Genomic DNA, 17,703 nt, shown 5'->3' with positions numbered 1-17,703 from the left:
TGATTTCAAACTTCCTTGGCTGGGGGCTTGCGCTCGCGCGTGAGCAGCGCCCGGAACAGCAATAGCAGAACGCCGATGGTAATGGCAGCGTCGGCGACATTGAAGATCAAAAAAGGCCGCCATTCGCCGAAATGAAGGTCTGCGAAGTCGACTACATAGCCGTAACGCACCCGATCGACGATATTGCCGAGCGCGCCGCCGAGCACGAACGACAGCGCGACGGCGTCGTCGCGCCTATTCTCCCGCCAGAGCCAGATGGTGACTCCGATCGATATGGCGGCGGTTAGGGCCACCAGCAGCCAACGCCCGGTATCGGTGCCGGCGGTCAGGAAACCCATGGAGACGCCCCTATTCTCGACCCAGCGAAGGTCGAAGAAGGGGAGCAGCTGCATCACTCCGCGTTCCTGGAGCTGGAGCGGATAGGTGACGATATATTTGGTGACCTGATCGACGATGAAGATCAGCGCGGCCACCGAAAAGCCGAGGACGCGGTGGTTCTTCTCCGCCGTCCTCTCGCGCAGCAGGGCGGACACGCTCTCAGCCATTCACGACTTCCTCGCAGCGGGCGCAAAGGGCGCCGTCTTCCTTCACCTCGGGCAGGTGACGCCAGCAGCGGCCGCATTTGTCGTTCTCGGTGCGGGCGACCGAGACGCGGTCCTCCTGGCCTTCGCCGGCGGCCAGCTCCGAGACGATGCAAAGCTCGTCGAAATCGACCGAGCGGACGGCGGTGAGGAGCTCCGGCTCTGCTAAGGTGAGGCCGACTTCCGCCTCCAGGCTGGAGCGGATGATCTTGTCCCGCCGCATCGGCTCGATCGCCTCGGTGACGCGGGTGCGAAGCGCGCGCAGCAGCTCCCATTTTTCGCCGAGCGCATCGTCGCGCCAGGCGCCGTCGACCTCGGGCCAGGTCTCGAGGTGGACCGAGCCCGCCTCGGGATAGCGGCTCGCCCAGACTTCCTCGGCGGTGAAGCAGAGGATGGGGGCTACCCAGCGCACCAGCGCCTCGAACACATGGCTCAGCACCGTCCGATAGGCGCGTCGCTTCAGTGACGAAGCCGCGTCGCAGTAAAGGCTGTCCTTGCGGATGTCGAAGAAGAAGGCCGAAAGGTCGTCGTTCGAGAAATTGGTGATGGCGCGGATGTAGCGGTTGAACTCATAGCCGTCCGCCGCCGAGCGAAGCTCCGCGTCGAGCAGGGCGAGGCGGTGGAGCACCCAGCGCTCCAGCTCGGGCATCTCGGCGGGGGAGACCGCCTCCGCTTCGGAGAAATCGCTGAGCGCGCCGAGCAGATAGCGGAAGGTGTTCCTGAGCTTGCGATAGGCGTCGGAGGTGCCGGCGAGCACTTCCTTGCCGATGCGGACGTCCTCGAAATAGTCGGTCGAGGCGACCCACATGCGCAGGATATCGGCGCCATTGTCGCGGATGATGGCGAGCGGATCGACGACGTTGCCGAGGCTCTTGGACATCTTGCGGCCGTTGCCGTCGAGCGCGAAGCCGTGGGTCAGCACCCCCTCATAGGGCGCGCGGCCGCGAGTGCCGCAGCTTTCGAGCAGGCTGGACTGGAACCAGCCGCGATGCTGGTCGGTGCCCTCGATATAGAGGTCGGCGCGGACGCCCTCGCCGTAGCGTTCCTCGATCACATAGGAATGGGTCGAACCCGAATCGAACCAGACGTCGAGGATGTCGCCCACCGGCTCCCAGTCGGCGAGATTATAGTCGTTGCCGAGCAGATCCTGGTGATGGGCGGTGAACCAGGCGTCGGCACCGCCCTGCCGGAAGGCTTCGATGATGCGCGCGTTGACCGCCTCGTCGCGGAGATAATCGCCGGTCTTGCGGTTGACGTAGAGCGCGATCGGCACGCCCCAGGCGCGCTGGCGGCTGATCACCCAATCGGGGCGCCCCTCGACCATCGAGCGGATGCGGTTCTTCGACCGCGCGGGGACCCAGCGCGTCTCCTCGATCGCTGCAAGGGCGGTTTGTCTGAGAGTGCGTCCCTCCGCAGGCCGGTCCATCGGGATGAACCATTGCGGGGTGGCGCGGAAGATCACCTTCGCCTTGGACCGCCAGCTATGCGGGTAGCTGTGCTGGAAGTCGTCGCTGGCGGCGAGCAGTGCTCCCGCTTCCTTGAGGTCCGAGCAGATTGGGCCGTCGGGAGCGTTGAACTTCTTGTTGATGACGCTGCCCTGGCCGCCGAGCCAGAGCCAGTCCGCGCGATAGCGTCCGTCGTCCTCGACCGCGAAGACGGTGTCGATGCCGTTCGCCTTGCAGAGCAGGAAATCGTCCTCGCCATGGTCCGGCGCCATGTGGACGAGGCCGGTGCCCGCGTCGGTGGTGACGAAATCGCCGGGGAGGAAGGGGCGAGGCCTGGCGAAGAAGCCGCCCAGCTGATGCATCGGATGACGGGCGATAGTGCCGGCCAGCTTGGAGCCCGGAACGAAATGCACGGTGAGATCGGGCGAGGTTTCCGGGTTCGCGATCGCACCGGTGCGGTGCAGGAAGGCGGCGAGCAGGTCGGAGGCGACCAGCACCTTGCGGCCCTCGGCCGACCCGCTGGCCGGCGTCACGAGGACGTAGTCGATCTCCGGCCCGTAGGCGAGGCCCTGGTTGACCGGGATCGTCCACGGCGTGGTCGTCCACACCACGGCATGGGCGCCGACCAGCTCCGGGACCGGGCTCTCGACGATCTCGAACGCCACGTCGATCTGGGTCGAGGTGATGTCCTCATATTCGACTTCGGCCTCGGCCAGCGCCGTCTTCTCGACGGGCGACCACATGACCGGCTTGGCGCCCCGATAGAGCTGGCCCGACATCGCGAACTTCATGAGCTCGGCGACGATCGCGGCCTCGCTCTCATACTTCATCGTGAGGTACGGGTCGTCCCATTCGCCCATCACGCCTAGGCGCTGGAACTGCTCCATCTGGATGCCGACCCATTTCTCGGCATAGGCGCGGCACTGGGCGCGGAATTCGGCCGGGGGCACCGCGTCCTTGTCGAGCTTCTTCTTGCGATATTCCTCCTCGATCTTCCATTCGATTGGAAGGCCGTGGCAGTCCCAGCCGGGGATGTAGGGCGCGTCATAGCCCATCAGCGAGCGCGAGCGCACGATGATGTCCTTCAGCACCTTGTTCATCGCGTGGCCCATGTGGATGTCGCCATTGGCGTAGGGCGGGCCATCGTGAAGGATGAAGCGTTCGCGCCCGGCGCGGGCCGCGCGGAGCTGCTCGTAAAGCCCCGCCTCCGCCCAGCGCGCGAGAATGGCCGGCTCCTTGTTCGCAAGGCCGGCTTTCATCGGGAAATCGGTCTTGGGCAGGAAGACCGTGTCTTTATAATCGGGTTTTTCGGACATTGGCGGCGGCTTTAGCGAGGCTGGAGGGAATTGGGAACATCCCTCTCGTCGTCATGCCGGACTTGATCCGGCATCCAAGAACAGGGCCGGGGTGGGTTCGGCAACGGCGGTATTCCTGGGCCCCGGATCAAGTCCGGGGTGACGAATGGGAAGTGAGGACCCGCCTCGCCTCTTCGCAATCCGCTTTGATCTGCGCCGCGAGGGCGCCCAGTCCGTCGAACCTCGCCTCCTGGCGGAGGAAGCTGATCAGCTCGACCTCGATCGTCTGGCCGTAAAGGTCGCCTGAAAAGTCGAAGAAATGCGGCTCCAGCAGCTCCTTGGGCGGGTCGAATTGCGGGCGGATGCCGAGGTTGGCGGCGCCGTCCAGCACCCGGCCGTCGGCCAGGCGGCCGCGGACCGCGTAGACGCCGAACTTGGGGCGCAGATAGGGGCCGAGGGCGATATTCGCCGTCGGGTAGCCGAGCTCTCGGCCGCGCTTGTCGCCATGCTCGACCACGCCCTCGATGGCGAAGGGGCGGGTAAGGAGGCGCGCGGCCGTCTCGGGGTCGCCGGCTTCCAGCGCCTCCCGGATCCGGCTGGAGGAGACGGGCTCACCGTCCGCCTCGACCGGCGCAACGGCGTCGACCGAAAGACCATGTTCGGCGCCCAGCCGCTTCAGCACCTCGACATTGCCGCCCCGCTTGTGGCCGAAGGTGAAGTCCTCGCCCGTCGCCACTCCCGCCGCGCCGAAGAGGCGGACGAGGCGTTCGGTGACGAAATCCTCGGCCGTGACGGAGGCGAAGGCAGCGTCGAAGTGGAAGACCAGCATCGCGTCCGCGCCCGCTCCGGCGAACAGGCGCTGGCGTTGATCCAGGGTGGTGAGGCGGAAGGGCGGCAGGTCCGGCTTGAAGAAGCGCACCGGGTGGGGATCGAAAGTCGCGACCAGCGCCGGCCGACCTTCCGCCCGAGCGCGTTCGACGGCACGGCCGACCACCGCCTGGTGCCCCTTGTGAAATCCGTCGAAATTGCCGAGCGCGACGATGCCGCCACGAAGGTGAGCCGGAACCGCCGAGCCGCCGTCCAGCCGCTCCATGGGGGGCGTATAGGAGCGCCGGAGCGGGATTCCAATTCTCTCGTCATTGCAGCGGAAGCTGGAAACCGCTTGCTCCGTCATTGCGAGGAGCGTCGCGACGAAGCAATCCAGTTTGCGCGGCTGGATTGCTTCGCTGTGCTCGCAATGACGGAGCAAGCGTTCAGCGTCGCTCCAACCTGACAAAGCTGTAGGCCGGGCGATCGCCTTCCGCCGGATGCTCCTCCCGCGACACTTCGCGCCATTCGGCGGGATCGGGCGCGGGGAGGGTGGTGTCTCCCTCGGCATTATAATGCACTTCGGTCAGCTCGATGGCGGCCGCTTTGAGCAGGAACAGATCGATGATCTCCGCCCCGCCGATCACCGATAGGGGATCGGAACCGCCGAGGCGCATCGCCTCGTCTACCGAGTGGACCACCTCGGCCCCTTCCGCCCGCCACGCCTTGTCCCGCGTCAGCACGATGTGCCGCCGTCCGGGGAGCAGGCCCGGCAGGCTGTCGAACGTTTTGCGGCCCATGATCATCGCCGTGCCGCCGGTGACCCGCTTGAAATGCTTGAGGTCGGCGGGAAGGTGCCAGGGAAGCTTGCCGTCCTTGCCGATCACACCGTTATCGGCGCGGGCGACCACGATGGTGATTTCAGGTGCGCTCATTCCGTCACCCCGGCGAAGGCCGGGGTCTCGTGGAGACGCGCCGTGACCTCTTGTCCTAAGACCCCGGCCTCCGCCGGGGTGACGTTAGGCATCACACCGCCACCGGCGCCGCGATGTGCGGATGGGGATCGTATTCGCTGATCTCGAAATCCTCATACTCATATTCGTCGATCGCGGCCGGGCGACGCTTGATCGTCAACTTCGGGAGCGGGCGCGGCTCCCGGCTCAGCTGGAGACGAGCCTGCTCCAGATGGTTGGAATAGAGGTGACAGTCGCCTCCGGTCCACACGAACGTCCCGGGCTCCAGGCCGCATTGCTGGGCGAGCATGTGGGTGAGCAGCGCGTAGCTGGCGATGTTGAAGGGGACTCCGAGGAAAACATCGGCGCTGCGCTGGTAGAGCTGGAGGTTCAGCTTGCCGGCCGCGACCTGGGTCTGGAACAGACAGTGACAGGGGGCGAGGGCCATCTTGCCGATCTCGGCCGGGTTCCAGGCGGAGACGATCTGGCGGCGCGAGGCGGGATCGCGGTTGATGAGGGCGATGAGCTCCGCGATCTGGTCGATATGGACGCCGTCAGGACCCTCCCAGTCGCGCCACTGCTTGCCGTAGACGGGGCCGAGGTCGCCATTCTCGTCGGCCCATTCGTCCCAGATGCTGACCTTGTTCTCCTTGAGGTAGCGGACGTTGGTGTCGCCTTTCAGGAACCATAGCAGCTCGACGATGATCGAGCGCAGGTGGAGCTTCTTGGTGGTGAGGAGGGGGAAGCCCTTCGACAGGTCGAATCGCATCTGGTGGCCGAAGACCGACAGGGTGCCGACGCCGGTCCGGTCCTGCTGCGGCACGCCTTCGGAGAGAATCCGGGAAAGGAGATCGTGATAGGGCTGCATGAATGTCGTTATGGCGAGTGCCGAAGGGCTTTCCAAGCGTCGCCGCAGTCCATCCGAAATGAACTCCGATCCGGATCAATCGGGCTCCCCAAGGCAAGGCGTTGATGGCAAGCTTGGCCCATGGCCGCCGCCGCTCCCCGGATCGTCAGGACCGCCCGCGACGCGGCGTGCCTCTTCGAGCCCCGGCTGGTGGGCCGCCGCCGCGAGGCGCTTCTCATCGCCCACCTTGCCGGCGAGCGGAGGCTGCTTCGGCTCACCGAGGAAGGGAGGGGCGAAGCGGGGCGCATCGCCCTTCCGGTCCGCGCCATCATAGCGGACGCGATGCGGCTCGAATCCGCCGGCCTGATCCTGGCGCACTGCCATCCGAGTGGCGAACCGGAGCCCAGCCACGCGGATATCGTCGCGACGCGCAAACTCAGGGAGTTGGGCGCGGCGCTCGGCCTTACGCTGCACGATCATCTGATCTTTGCCGGCGGCGAGTGCCGGAGCTTCAGAGCGCTGGGGCTGCTCTAGCTTTCCCGCTCTAGGGCGCAGACGGGGATGTCGCGCGGCTCCGGCCGCTGTCCCGTGGCCTGGAACTGGGCGAAATAGGAATCGGAGTTCGGCAGCCGCTCGAACCGCGTGAGCTCATAGCCGACCGCGGCGAATTCGCAGACGAGCATCCTCGGCGGCGTGCCGTGGCGCGGTGTCGAGCGGTCCGGCTCCACGACGACGACGCTGCCATCGCGCTTCAGCGCCGGCCGCAGATTCCACAGGAACTCGCTCGGCCGCTCGATCTCATGGTACATGTGGATGAGGAGGATGCGGTCGAACGAGGCGGCGGGCAGCATCGGATCGCTGGGGAGACCGAGCTTCACGGCGACATTGTCGAGCCGCTCCCGGGTGACGCGCTGCGCTAGCGCGTCCCGCGTCTCCGGAATGATGTCCTGAGCGAGCACCCGGCCTTCCGCGCCGACCAGCGGTGCCAGGCGAACGGTATAATAGCCTTCGCCGGCGCCGATATCGGCGACGGACATGCCGGGCTGGATGCCCGCCAGCTCGACCACCTTCTCGAATTCGCCCGCGCTGTCGCGGGCGTCCTCGTTGGAGTAGCGGGGCGAAACGATGGGCGCCACCGGCCGCTGAGGTTCGGGAAAAGGGGATTCGTTCGGCGTTTCCCGGCAGCCGATCGCCAGCAGCGACAGCGCGAGGACCCTAGTCGACATCTTCGACTTCGACGCTCTCGCCGGTCACGCGCTGCGAAAGCGCCGCGGCCATGAACCGATCGAGGTCGCCGTCGAGCACGTCGGACGGCGCGGTGGAGGTGACGCCCGTGCGCAGGTCCTTCACCAGCTGATAGGGCTGGAGCACATAGGAGCGGATCTGGTGGCCCCAGCCGATATCGGTCTTGGTCGCCTCGGTCGCATTGGCCTCGGCCTCGCGCTTCTGGAGCTCGAGATCGTAGAGGCGGGCGCGCAGCTGGTTGAACGCCTCGGCACGATTCTTGTGCTGCGATCGCTGGTTTTGGCACTGAACGACGATGCCGGTCGGAAGATGGGTGATGCGCACGGCCGAATCGGTGGTGTTGATGTGCTGCCCGCCCGCGCCCGAGGCGCGATAGGTATCGATGCGCAGCTCGCTCTCGTTGACCTCGATGTCGATATTCTCGTCGATCACCGGATAGACCCACACGCTCGAAAAGCTGGTGTGGCGGCGGGCGTTGGAATCATAGGGGCTGATCCGGACCAGCCGGTGCACGCCGCTTTCCGTCTTGGCCCAGCCATAGGCGTTCTCGCCCTTCACCAGCAGGGTGGCCGATTTGATGCCGGCCTGCTCGCCGGCATGATAGTCGACCAGCTCCACCTTCATGCCGTGGCGCTCGGCCCAGCGCGTGTACATGCGCTGGAGCATCTCGGCCCAATCCTGGCTCTCGGTGCCGCCGGCGCCGGCATTGACCTCGATATAGGTGTCGTTGCCGTCGGCTTCGCCGGCGAGAAGGGCCGAGACCTTGTCCTTCTCCGCCCGCTCGGCGAGCGCGGCGAGGGCGGTGACGGCGTCGTCGACCAGGCCCTCATCGCCCTCGGCCTCGGCCATCTCCATCAGCTCGATCGTGTCCTCGAGTTCCTTTTCGATCGCCTTGGTCGCACCGATCGCCTCGTCCAGGCGGCGGCGCTCGCGCATCACCGACTGGGCCTGCTTGGCATCGCTCCAAAGGTCGGGGTCCTCGACGCGCGCATTGAGCTCGTCGAGCCGGCGCAGCGCCCGGTCCCAATCGAGGAAGCGGCGCAGGAGGTCGAGCGCGGACCTGATCTGATCGACATGGGCTTGCGCTTCAGCGCGCATATTGGGTTCCCTCGAATTTGGTCGTCATTCCCGCGAAAGCGGGAATCCAAGCGGCGGCTACGCCTCATCCCAACTTCGTATGGATTCCCGCTTTCGCGGGAATGACATTTTCCGGGCGGCGTTAGTAAATCCCGCCCTCTCTTTGCAAGAAGTCGCTGTCGTCCGCCTGGCGCGTCGCGGTGGCGCGGCGGACCGGAGCCGTTGCCGATTCCCGCTCGGCGATCTGCTCGCGGCGGATCGAGCGGCGCGGCTCGGTTTCCGGCTTGAACGCTTCCCAGATCACCGCGGCCTTGGGGTCTTCGCCCGTGGGCCAGGTGCCGAACACCTTGCGACCCGAGCGCCGGTCGATCCGCACCCAGCGAATGCCGGCCGGGGCCCGGAACTGGACCTTCGGACGATCGACGATGGTGGCGCGGGCGAACTCCTCGAAGATCGGCGCGGCGATGCGGCCGCCCTGCGCCCAGCCGCCGAGGCTTCGGGGCCGGTCGTAACCGACATAGACGCCGGTGACGATGTCGGGCGTGCCGCCGATGAACCAGACGTCGTTGGGGCCGGAGGTGGTGCCGGTCTTGCCGAACAGCGGCCGGTCAAGGTCGCGCAGTCGCTGCGCGGTGCCGCGAGTGACGACGCCCTCCAGCATGTGGACGACCTGATAGGCGGTCATCGGGTCCATCAGCTGCTTCGTGCGAAGCGGCGGCCGCGGCATCGGCTTGCCGTCCCAGTCGGGCGCGTCGCAGCCTTCGCAGGGTCTGGTATCGGTGCGGTAGATGACCTTGCCGTGCCGGTCCTGGATATAGTCGATCATCGTCGGCTTCACCTCCTTGCCGTTGTTGGCGAGGATGGCAAAGGCGTTGGTCATCTGCATCACAGTGGTCTCGCCGGCGCCTAGCGAGATCGAGATGTAGTTGGGATAATCGCCGACGCCGAGCGCCTTGGCCAGGCGGGTGATGCGCTCCATGCCGGTCTGGTTGGCGGTGCGCACGGTCATCAGGTTGCGCGACTGTTCGAGGCCCCAGCGCATCGTCTGCGGCCCCGCGTTGCGGCCTGAATAGTTGCGGAAGCATTTCTGCCCCAGGCCCGCGCCTTGCCAGACGCAGAACGGGCCGTCGACGATGATCGAGGCCGGCGTCATGCCGCTGTCGAGCGCGGCCGAGTAGACGATCGGCTTGAAGGTGGAGCCGGGCTGGCGCTTGGCCTGGGTGGCGCGGTTGAAGACGGATTCGCGCACGTCCCACCCGCCCTGCATGGCGAGGACGCGGCCGGTCGACACCTCCTCGACCACCATGCCGCCCGACACCTCGGGGATGGAGCGGAGGGCGTAGCTGTCGCCGTTGCGCTTCACGGCGATGATCATGCCCGGCTGCAGGAAGCTGAAGGCCGGCGTGCCGGTGCCGCGCTTCGGCATGTCCGCAGCCGAAGCGGGGAGGGTCCCGGTCGATCCGTCGGTGAAGCCGATCGTGGCGCTGCCGCCCTCCTTGGACAGGACCACGGCCGCGCGCCAATCGTCGTAGCCGACTCCGAAAGGCGCGGCGGCCAACTGGTTCCGCCAGCCCTCCGACACGTCGATGCTGAGCCCCGGATCGCGCCAGCCCTTGCCGCCGGCAAAGCGCATCAGCCCGTCGCGGAATGCCTTTTCGGCGGCTTTCTGCATCTCCGGATTGTAGGAGGTGCGAACCCACAGGCCGCCCGAATAGACGCCGTGCGGCCCGTCCTCGATGTCCTCGCCGAATTTGGAGACGAGCAGGCGGCGGACCTCCTCCATATAATAGCCGCCGACATTCTCGACGCTCTCGCGCGGGCCGTTGATGATGCCGAGCGGCGCGGCCTGCGCCTCGGCGCGTTCGGCGGCGGTGATGAAGCCGTTCCGCTCCATCTCGCCCAGCGCCCAGTTGCGGCGGGCGATGGCGCGCGCCTCTTGGTGCGGGCGGTTGTAATTATTCGGGGCCTTGGGGAGAATGGCCAGGTAGGCCATTTCCGCTAGGGTCAGATCGTCGACATCCTTGTCGAAATAGGCGCGGGCTGCCGCCTGCACGCCATAGGCGTTGCGGCCGAGGAATATCTGGTTGAGGTAGAGTTCGAGAATCTGCTCCTTGGTCAGCACGTCCTCGATGCGGCGGGCGAGGAAGGCCTCCTTGACCTTGCGGGTGTAGCTGAGCTCGTTCGACAACAGCAGGTTTTTGGCGACCTGCTGGGTGATGGTGGAGGCGCCGACCGGTCGGCCGCTGCTGGTGAGGTTGGTGAAGATGGCGCGAATGATGCCCGGATAGTCGATGCCGCCATGTTGGAAGAAGGTCTTGTCCTCGGCCGAGATGAAGGCCTCGATCATCTGGCGCGGATATTCCTCATATTCCAGCTCGACGCGCCGCTCGCGCGCATAGGTCTGTACGATCTCGCCGTTGATGCCGCGGACATGGGTGGGAAGAGCCGGCTCGTAGGTCAGCAGCGTCTCGGCCGAAGGCAAACCGCGCGCGAAGACGAGCCAGAGAGCAATATAGGCGAGGATCGGGATCGCCAGCAGGACAGCGGCGATCTTGGCCCAGCGATGAGCCCATAGCCGGCGAAGCGCCGGGCCGATCTCGCCCATGTCGCGCCGGAGGGTGAAACGCATGCTGCTATTGCTGGTCTCGGTCATGCCGTCCGCTCTAGACGATCATCAGGGCGGGGTGAAGGACTGCGCTGACGTTGAAATGCATCTCGTCTCAACTTTGAGCGGCAACGATCTCGTCGGCGAAATGAGCCTCGATCGCGCGGCGCATGCCGATAGCAATCTGTTTCTGGCCCTCGGCTGAATGGATGTAGGCCGCATCCTTCGCGTTGGTAAGATAGCCTGACTCGAACAGTATGGAGGGGATGTCCGGCGCCTTCAGCACGATCAGCGAGGCGAAGCGGTGATAGTCCGGCCGGAACGGGAAGAAGGGCGAGGCTTCTCGCTTCAGCAGCTGGGCGAAGTCGGCCGAGCGGTTCATGCTCTCGCGCTGGGCAAGGTCGATGAGGATGCGGTCCACGCCCGCATCGCCGGCGAGCCCTGCGCCGTTGATCAGGCCGGTCCGGTTCTCGCGCGCGGCGAGCAGGGCCGCCTCACGGTCCGACGCCACCTCGGATAGCGTGTAGATGGTGGCGCCATGCGCCTCGTCGTTGCGCGGCGCCGCATCGGCATGGACGGAGATGAACAGGTCGGCGCCGAGACGGCGCGCAATTTCATAACGGTCGCGGAGCTCGATGTAGCGATCGTCGTCGCGGGTGAGGGCAACGCGCACCCGGCCGGAGGCGGCGATCTCATCGCGAATGGCGCGGGCCAGGGCGAGCGTCACCGCCTTCTCGAAAGCCGCATCGTGGGGGGAAGTGGCGCCGGGGTCCCGGCCACCATGGCCCGCGTCGATGACGACCAGCGGCCGATCGGGATCGTCGGGGCCCAGTATCGGTGGTAGGTCGGCGTCGTTGAGCGCGGGTTCGTCGAGGACGATAGTAACCCCCGCGGCTCGCTTGTCATCGGCGTCGGTTACCGAACGCAGCGCCAGGTCCGGCACGAGGGCCAGGAGCAGGGAAAGCAGGACGGAAAGGAGCCCCATGAGGGCATATTGCCGCGCCACGTCCCGCCCGGTCCAGTGAAAAGGGCGGCGCCTAAACAGTTGCCGCTTCGCTCCCTAAATGCTAGCACCGAGCTTCGGTTCGAGAGGACACGGGACCAGTCTCCGTCAGCATCGAATCGAGCGAATTACGCCGGCCGTCTCGCGCCGGCCACCTAGGTTGACGCTGCATGAGGCATAATTCCCCGAAAATTCAACGCCCCCTTATGGGTTCAGGCGTGGCGGGGACTTTGCAACCGGCATTAGCGATCCGGCAGCTTTGCGCAGCAGACGCACTTTTGACTTCAACCCGGACAACCAAGGCGCGCGCCCCATCGGTCGCGCCTTCGTCCCTATTCGAGCGCGCGCGCCGCCTGCTCAATCAAGCGTCGTGCGCGTGGAGTGATATAAATGACAATGCGCATGTTGATCGACGCGCGCCACCAGGAAGAAACCCGGGTGGCGGTGGTCAAGGGAAATCGGATCGAGGAGTTTGATTTCGAATCCGCCGAGCACAAGCAGCTCAAGGGGAATATCTATCTAGCCAAGGTCACTCGGGTTGAGCCGTCGCTTCAGGCGGCGTTCGTCGACTATGGCGGCAACCGCCACGGCTTCCTGGCTTTCTCCGAAATCCATCCCGATTATTACCAGATCCCCAAGGAGGACCGCGAGGCGCTGCTTCGCGAGGAGGCGGAGCATGCCGCCGAGGAAGAGCGGCTCCGCGCGGCCGAGGAGAAGCGCCTCGACGAGAGCGGTTCCACCGACGAATTCGAGGCTGAGGGTGAAATCGAAGGCGACGAGGTCGAGGTCTCCGATGAAGACGCTCCGCCGCCGGCTGAGGAGGCCGAGAGCGCGCCTGAGGAAAATGCCGCCGACGAATTGAGGAAGAAGCGCCAGGCGCTGCGCCGCCGCTACAAGATCCAGGACGTCATCCGGCGCCGCCAGGTGCTGTTGGTTCAGGTCGTCAAGGAAGAGCGCGGCAACAAGGGCGCGGCGCTCACCACCTATCTCAGCCTTGCCGGCCGCTATTGCGTGCTGATGCCGAACACGAGCCATGGCGGCGGCATCAGCCGCAAGATCTCGAACGGTGCCGACCGCAAGCGCCTGAAGCAGATAATGGGGGAATTGAACCTGCCCAAGACGATGGGCTGCATCGTCCGCACGGCCGGCCTCTCCCGCACCAAGACCGAGATCAAGCGGGACTTCGACTATCTCGCTCGGCTCTGGGACGAGATTCGCGAGAAGACGCTCCAGTCCTCGGCTCCGGCGCTGATCTACGGCGACAGCGACCTCATCAAGCGCGCGATCCGCGACATCTACAATCGCGACATCGAGGAAGTGATGGTCGAGGGCGAGGAAGGCTATAAGGCCGCGCGCTCCTTCATGAAATTGCTGATGCCCAGCCATGTCCGGCGCGTGAAGCAATATGCCGATCCAGTGCCGCTGTTCCAGCGCCACGGGGTCGAGGACCAGCTGGCTGGCATGTATCAGCCGCTCGTCCAGCTGAAGTCGGGCGGTTACTTGGTCATCAACCCGACCGAGGCTCTGGTTTCCATCGACATCAACTCGGGTCGCTCGACCCGCGAACACAATATCGAACAGACCGCCTTCGCGACCAACATCGAGGCCGCGAACGAGATCGCCCGCCAGCTGAGGCTGCGCGACATGGCCGGCCTCGTCGTCATCGACTTCATCGACATGGAATCCTCCGGCCATATCCGGAAGGTCGAGAAGGCGATGAAGGAGGCGCTGAAGAATGATCGCGCCCGCATCCAGGTCGGTCGCATCTCTTCCTTCGGTCTTATGGAGATGAGCCGTCAGCGGCTGCGCACCGGCGTGCTCGAAGCGTCCACCAAGCCCTGTCCGCATTGCGAAGGCACCGGCCTGATGCGCACGGCATCCTCGGCCGGCCTCTCGGCGCTCCGGATGCTGGAGGACGAGGCGGCGCGCGGACGCGGCAGCCGCATCGTGCTGCGCGCCGGCCGCGAGGCCGCCGTCTATGTGCTCAACAAGAAGCGCCACGAGATCGCCGAGGTCGAGGAGCGCTACGGCGTCGTCGTCGAGGTGCTGATCGACGAGAGCTTCGAAGGCGCCAAGATGAGCGTCGAATCGGTCGGCCCGCCGCCGACGCAGCGGCCGCGCTTCGAAAAGGTCGCCGAGCCCGTCGTCGACGAGGAAGAGGATTTTCTCGAAGAGGATTTCGAGGAAGAAGAGGAAGCGGCCGAGGAGCCGCGCCCGGCGCGCGGCGAGCCTCAGCGCGAACGCGAGCGTTCCGAAGAGGGCGAGGGTGAACGCGGCCGCAAGCGCCGTCGCCGGCGCGGCCGTCGCGGCGGCCGCCGTCGTGGCGGCGAGGAAGGCGGCGCCGAGCGGCCGCTAGCCGAAACCCAGGAGGCTGTCGCTACCGAGGAGGTCGCGGTGGACGCGACCGAGTTGGAGGCTCAGCCGGTGACTGAAGCTCCGGTCGACGAGATAGCCCCGGAAGAGCCGAAGAAGACCCGCCGCCGTCCACGTGCCCGCAAGAAGGTCGAAGCGGGGGCGGAAGCGCCGGCCGCGGAGGAAGCGGTCGAGACGCCTTCCGCCGAGCCGGCGGTCGAACCCGTGCCGGAGATGGCCGAGGAGCCCGCGCCCACGCCCAAGCCCCGGCGGAGCCGCCGCAAGAAGGATGAGGCCGAAACCCCGCCGGCCGAGCCGGCGCCCGTGGCCGAAGCGCCGCCGGCCGAGCCGGAGCCGACTCCCGAGGCGGCCAAAGACGGCCAGGAGCTTCCCGAAAAGCCCAAGCGGCGGAGCCGCGCGCGCAAGGCGCCCGAACCCGCGCCCGAGGCCCCGGTTCTGGAGCGGCAGTTGGCCGAGGACGGCGAAGTCTCCGATATCGAAAGCGACGGCGGGACGCCCCGTCGCGGCTGGTGGCAACGCACGTTCGGCGGTTGATCGGCGGCTGCTATGATCGGGTCCGCGCCTCTGCTAAATCCGGCGCGGACCCGTTTCATGTCGGGTTCAGGCGTGGACGTAGATAGGGCGAGCCATGGCTGAAGCATCCGAGGCAGCGCGCGAGCGGGGCCGTTTTCTAGCCCGGCTGGTCATGCTGCTGAGCCTGAGCTTCGCGCTCATGGTGCAGCCGGCGATGGCGCAGTCGATCCTTCGGGATGCCGAGACGGAAGCCTTCTTCCGCGACATGTCGCGGCCCATCGTCGAGGCGTCCGGCCTCCAGCCCGACAACGTCAACATCGTGCTGTTGCACAGCGACGACATCAACGCCTTCGTCGCCGGCGGCCAGATAGTGTACGTCTATTCGGGCCTGCTCACCGCCGCCGAGTCGGCGAACGAGGTGCAGGGCGTGGTAGCCCACGAGCTCGGTCACATCACCGGCGGGCACATCGTTCGTTTCGGTGAAAGCGCCAAGGCGGCGACCGGCATTACCCTGCTGTCGCTGGTGCTCGGCGCCGCCGCCATGGCGGCCGGCGCGGGCGAGGCCGGGGCCGGCATCATGGCGGCCGGGCAGCAGGCGGCGATGAGCCAGTTCCTCGCCTATAGCCGCACCCAGGAATCCTCGACCGACCAGGCCGGCGCCAAATATCTGTCCAAGGCCGGCATCAGCGGCAAGGGCTCGCTCGCCTTCTTCCGGCGGCTCCAGAACATGGAATACCGCCTCGCCATCCCGCAGGACAATGCCTATGCCCGCACCCACCCGCTGACGGGCCAGCGCATCAGTGTCCTCGAAAATCTCTACGAGAATGATCCGGCCTGGGACACGCCGACCGACCCCGAACTGGAAGCCCGCTTCCAGCGGGTCAAGGCCAAGCTCGCGGGCTATGTCCTCGATCCCAAGCAGACGTTGATCCGCTATCCGGAGACGGACCAGAGCATCCCCGCCCGCTATGCCCGCGCCTATGCCTGGCACAAGAGCGCCTATCCGGACAAAGCCGAGGCGGAGGTCAACAGCCTGCTCGCTGAGAAGCCGAACGATCCCTATTTCCTCGAGCTGAAGGGCCAGATCCTGCTTGAATCGGGAAAGCCCGCGGAGGCGCTCGCCTCACTCCGCAAGGCGGTGGCGATCGCGCCCAGGGAGCCGCTCATCTCGGCGCTGCTCGGCCACGCCCTGATCGCGACCGAAGATCTCGACAATTTCGAAGAGGCCAAGAAGGTGCTTCGCGCCGCCGTGGTGCGGGACAACAGCAACCCCTTCGCCTGGTATCAGCTCGGCATCGTCTACGACCGGGAGGGGGACCATGCCCGCGCCTCCCTGGCCACGGCCGAGCGCTATAATCTCGAGGGCCGGGCGAAGCTCGCGCTGGCCAGCGCCGAGCAGGCGATGAAGGGCATACCCACCGGCAGCCCGGACTGGATCCGGGCCCAGGATATCGCCATGGTCTCCCGCGCCGCGGTGGAGAAGGACAAGAGACGCTAGTGGAGACGAGCCCGGGGGGAGTGCGCGGCTCGGCCGAACGCATGTCGAAGGACTGGAAGACGATCGTGGGAGCGGGGCTCGCCGGCCTGCTGCTCGGCGGCGGGGCGGTGGCGCTCGCGCTCCAAAGCGGCGCTGCGGGCGACCCGGACCGGCAACAGGTCGAGCGGATCGTGCGCGACTATCTTCTGGCCAACCCGGAAATCATCCCGGAGGCGGTGCAGGTTCTCCAGGGACGGCAGCTCGCCAAGGCCGTCGACGCCAACCGCGCGGCCTATGAGACGCCGTTCGGAAGCGCCTGGGCGGGCAATGAGAAGGGCGACGTCGTGCTGGTCGAGTTCTTCGATTATGCCTGCGGCTTCTGTCGCCAGAGCAATCCCGACGTCGAACGCCTCCTCAAGGAGGACGAGAATCTGAAGGTCGTCTGGCGCGAGCTGCCGGTGCTGGGGCCGGGCAGCGAGGCGGCGGCCGAGGTCAGCCTCGCCGCCGCGCGCCAGGGCGACTTCCTCGCCTTCCACGAGACGATGTTCGATCTGGGCCGGCCCACCGAAGCCAATATCGCCGAGGCTCGGCAAAAGGTGGGCGTCGCCTCGGCCCTGCCGGCGCCGACGGTCCAGGCGGAGCTGGAGAAGAATTTCCAGCTCGCCCGCGCCATCGGTGCCACCGGCACGCCGACCTTCGTCGTCGGGGATCAGGTGCTGCAGGGCGCGGTGGGCTACCAGGCGCTCAAGGAAGCCATCGCCGAAGCGCGCGCGAAGGGATAGCAGCGGCCTCTTGAAGCCGCGATTTCGAGGGAGTGATCATGGCGAGAGAGCATCATTATACCGTCGGGTTGAATTGGACCGGCAACGAGGGGAGCGGCACGGCTTCCTATCGGGGTTACAGCCGCTCCCATGTGCTGAGCGGGAAGGGAAAGCCGGACATTACCGGCTCCTCCGATCCGCATTTCCGGGGCGATGCGGCGCGCTGGAACCCGGAAGAGCTGCTGGTCGCCGCGCTCTCCGCCTGTCATCAGCTCGCCTATCTCCACCTGTGCGCGGTAAACGGCGTCGTGGTGACTGCCTATGAGGACGAAGCCGAAGGCGTCATGGTCGAGGAGCCGGGCGGGGCCGGCCAGTTCTCCAGCGTCGTGCTTCGCCCGAAGGTCACGGTTTCGGCGGATTCGGATGCCGAAAAGGCGAAGGCGCTCCACCATGATGCGCACGCGGTCTGCTTCATCGCCCGGTCGATGAACTTCCCGGTTTCGCACGAGCCGGTGATCATGGTCGAGGAGCGGGAGACGGCATGAGCAAGCTTCGTCGGGAAGACGCGGTCAATGCGGACTGCCCCTGGTCAGGCGAGCCGATCAGCCGGGATGCGCTCACCCTCTATCGCGGCCATGTCGTCGGCTTCTGCAACCCCGGCTGCCGCGACAAGTTCGAGCGGGCGACGGCGGCGTTCGACCAGGCGATTGGCGAGTAACCG

14 protein-coding genes and 1 pseudogene are annotated in these 17,703 nt (G+C 66.4%); 6 read left to right on the top strand and 9 right to left on the bottom strand.

Translation table 11 applies throughout. The annotated features are described in order from the left end of the window. Positions 1–5: 5 nt before the first annotated feature. The 5 genes from lspA to DF286_RS02570 form a co-directional block, all read right to left on the bottom strand. Complete coding sequence (gene lspA, locus DF286_RS02590; RefSeq protein WP_109270022.1) at positions 6–545, bottom strand: signal peptidase II; 540 nt, start codon at positions 543–545, stop codon at positions 6–8. Beyond that, positions 538–3,342, bottom strand: coding sequence for an isoleucine--tRNA ligase (ileS, locus tag DF286_RS02585; protein ID WP_109270021.1), 2,805 nt, complete (start codon positions 3,340–3,342; stop codon positions 538–540). The genes lspA and ileS overlap by 8 nt, the downstream gene beginning before the upstream one ends. Positions 3,343–3,469: 127 nt before the next feature. After that, positions 3,470–4,414, bottom strand: a complete 945-nt coding sequence (locus DF286_RS02580) for a bifunctional riboflavin kinase/FAD synthetase (protein WP_109271933.1) — start codon at positions 4,412–4,414, stop codon at positions 3,470–3,472. A 160-nt stretch (positions 4,415–4,574) separates the two neighbouring features. Continuing rightward, the gene (locus DF286_RS02575) at positions 4,575–5,063 is read right to left on the bottom strand and encodes a dihydrofolate reductase (protein WP_109270020.1); all 489 of its coding nucleotides are present in this window, start codon (positions 5,061–5,063) and stop codon (positions 4,575–4,577) included. 91 nt (positions 5,064–5,154) lie between these two features. Then, positions 5,155–5,949 carry a thymidylate synthase gene (locus DF286_RS02570; RefSeq protein ID WP_109270019.1) on the bottom strand — a complete coding sequence of 265 codons (795 nt, stop codon included), beginning with the start codon at positions 5,947–5,949 and terminating at the stop codon, positions 5,155–5,157. Between the two features lie 120 nt (positions 5,950–6,069). Between DF286_RS02570 and DF286_RS02565 the strand changes: the two genes are divergently transcribed. Beyond that, entirely contained in the window at positions 6,070–6,462 is a 393-nt protein-coding gene (locus tag DF286_RS02565) for a JAB domain-containing protein (RefSeq protein WP_109270018.1), read from the top strand. On the opposite strand, the gene DF286_RS02560 is transcribed toward DF286_RS02565, so the two are convergent. From DF286_RS02560 to DF286_RS02545, 4 genes and pseudogenes are all read right to left on the bottom strand, one after another. Then, a complete protein-coding gene (locus DF286_RS02560) occupies positions 6,459–7,154 on the bottom strand; it encodes a methyltransferase domain-containing protein (RefSeq protein ID WP_109270017.1) in 696 nt (231 codons plus the stop codon). The genes DF286_RS02565 and DF286_RS02560 overlap by 4 nt on opposite strands. Continuing rightward, the gene (prfB, locus tag DF286_RS02555) at positions 7,144–8,271 is read right to left on the bottom strand and encodes a peptide chain release factor 2 (protein ID WP_109270016.1); all 1,128 of its coding nucleotides are present in this window, start codon (positions 8,269–8,271) and stop codon (positions 7,144–7,146) included. Before prfB ends, DF286_RS02560 begins: the two co-directional genes overlap by 11 nt. A 121-nt stretch (positions 8,272–8,392) precedes the next feature. Beyond that, positions 8,393–10,903, bottom strand: coding sequence for a penicillin-binding protein 1A (locus DF286_RS02550; protein WP_109270015.1), 2,511 nt, complete (start codon positions 10,901–10,903; stop codon positions 8,393–8,395). 67 nt (positions 10,904–10,970) lie between these two features. Continuing rightward, positions 10,971–11,756 (bottom strand): annotated as a pseudogene (locus tag DF286_RS02545) (N-acetylmuramoyl-L-alanine amidase family protein); the annotation flags it as partial. 492 nt (positions 11,757–12,248) lie between these two features. Between DF286_RS02545 and DF286_RS02540 the strand changes: the two are divergent. The 5 genes from DF286_RS02540 to DF286_RS02520 all read left to right on the top strand — a co-directional run bounded on the left by DF286_RS02540 (position 12,249) and on the right by DF286_RS02520 (position 17,700). Beyond that, positions 12,249–14,765, top strand: a complete 2,517-nt coding sequence (locus DF286_RS02540) for an Rne/Rng family ribonuclease (RefSeq protein WP_170303917.1) — start codon at positions 12,249–12,251, stop codon at positions 14,763–14,765. 94 nt (positions 14,766–14,859) lie between these two features. After that, positions 14,860–16,242 (top strand): M48 family metalloprotease, encoded by a 1,383-nt coding sequence (locus DF286_RS02535; RefSeq protein ID WP_109270013.1) that lies wholly within the window; start codon positions 14,860–14,862, stop codon positions 16,240–16,242. Continuing rightward, positions 16,242–17,003, top strand: a complete 762-nt coding sequence (locus tag DF286_RS02530) for a DsbA family protein (protein WP_243444688.1) — start codon at positions 16,242–16,244, stop codon at positions 17,001–17,003. The genes DF286_RS02535 and DF286_RS02530 overlap by 1 nt, the downstream gene beginning before the upstream one ends. A gap of 38 nt (positions 17,004–17,041) precedes the next feature. Then, positions 17,042–17,527 (top strand): OsmC family protein, encoded by a 486-nt coding sequence (locus tag DF286_RS02525; RefSeq protein ID WP_109270012.1) that lies wholly within the window; start codon positions 17,042–17,044, stop codon positions 17,525–17,527. Further along, the gene (locus tag DF286_RS02520) at positions 17,524–17,700 is read left to right on the top strand and encodes a glutathione S-transferase (RefSeq protein WP_109270011.1); all 177 of its coding nucleotides are present in this window, start codon (positions 17,524–17,526) and stop codon (positions 17,698–17,700) included. The genes DF286_RS02525 and DF286_RS02520 overlap by 4 nt, the downstream gene beginning before the upstream one ends. The last annotated feature ends 3 nt before the right edge of the window (positions 17,701–17,703 follow it).

Origin of the sequence: Sphingosinicella humi, assembly GCF_003129465.1 — a bacterium.
Lineage (GTDB): Bacteria > Pseudomonadota > Alphaproteobacteria > Sphingomonadales > Sphingomonadaceae > Allosphingosinicella > Allosphingosinicella humi.
Note: the sequence above shows the minus strand (reverse complement) of the source record. Positions and strands in the feature narration are given on the sequence as shown.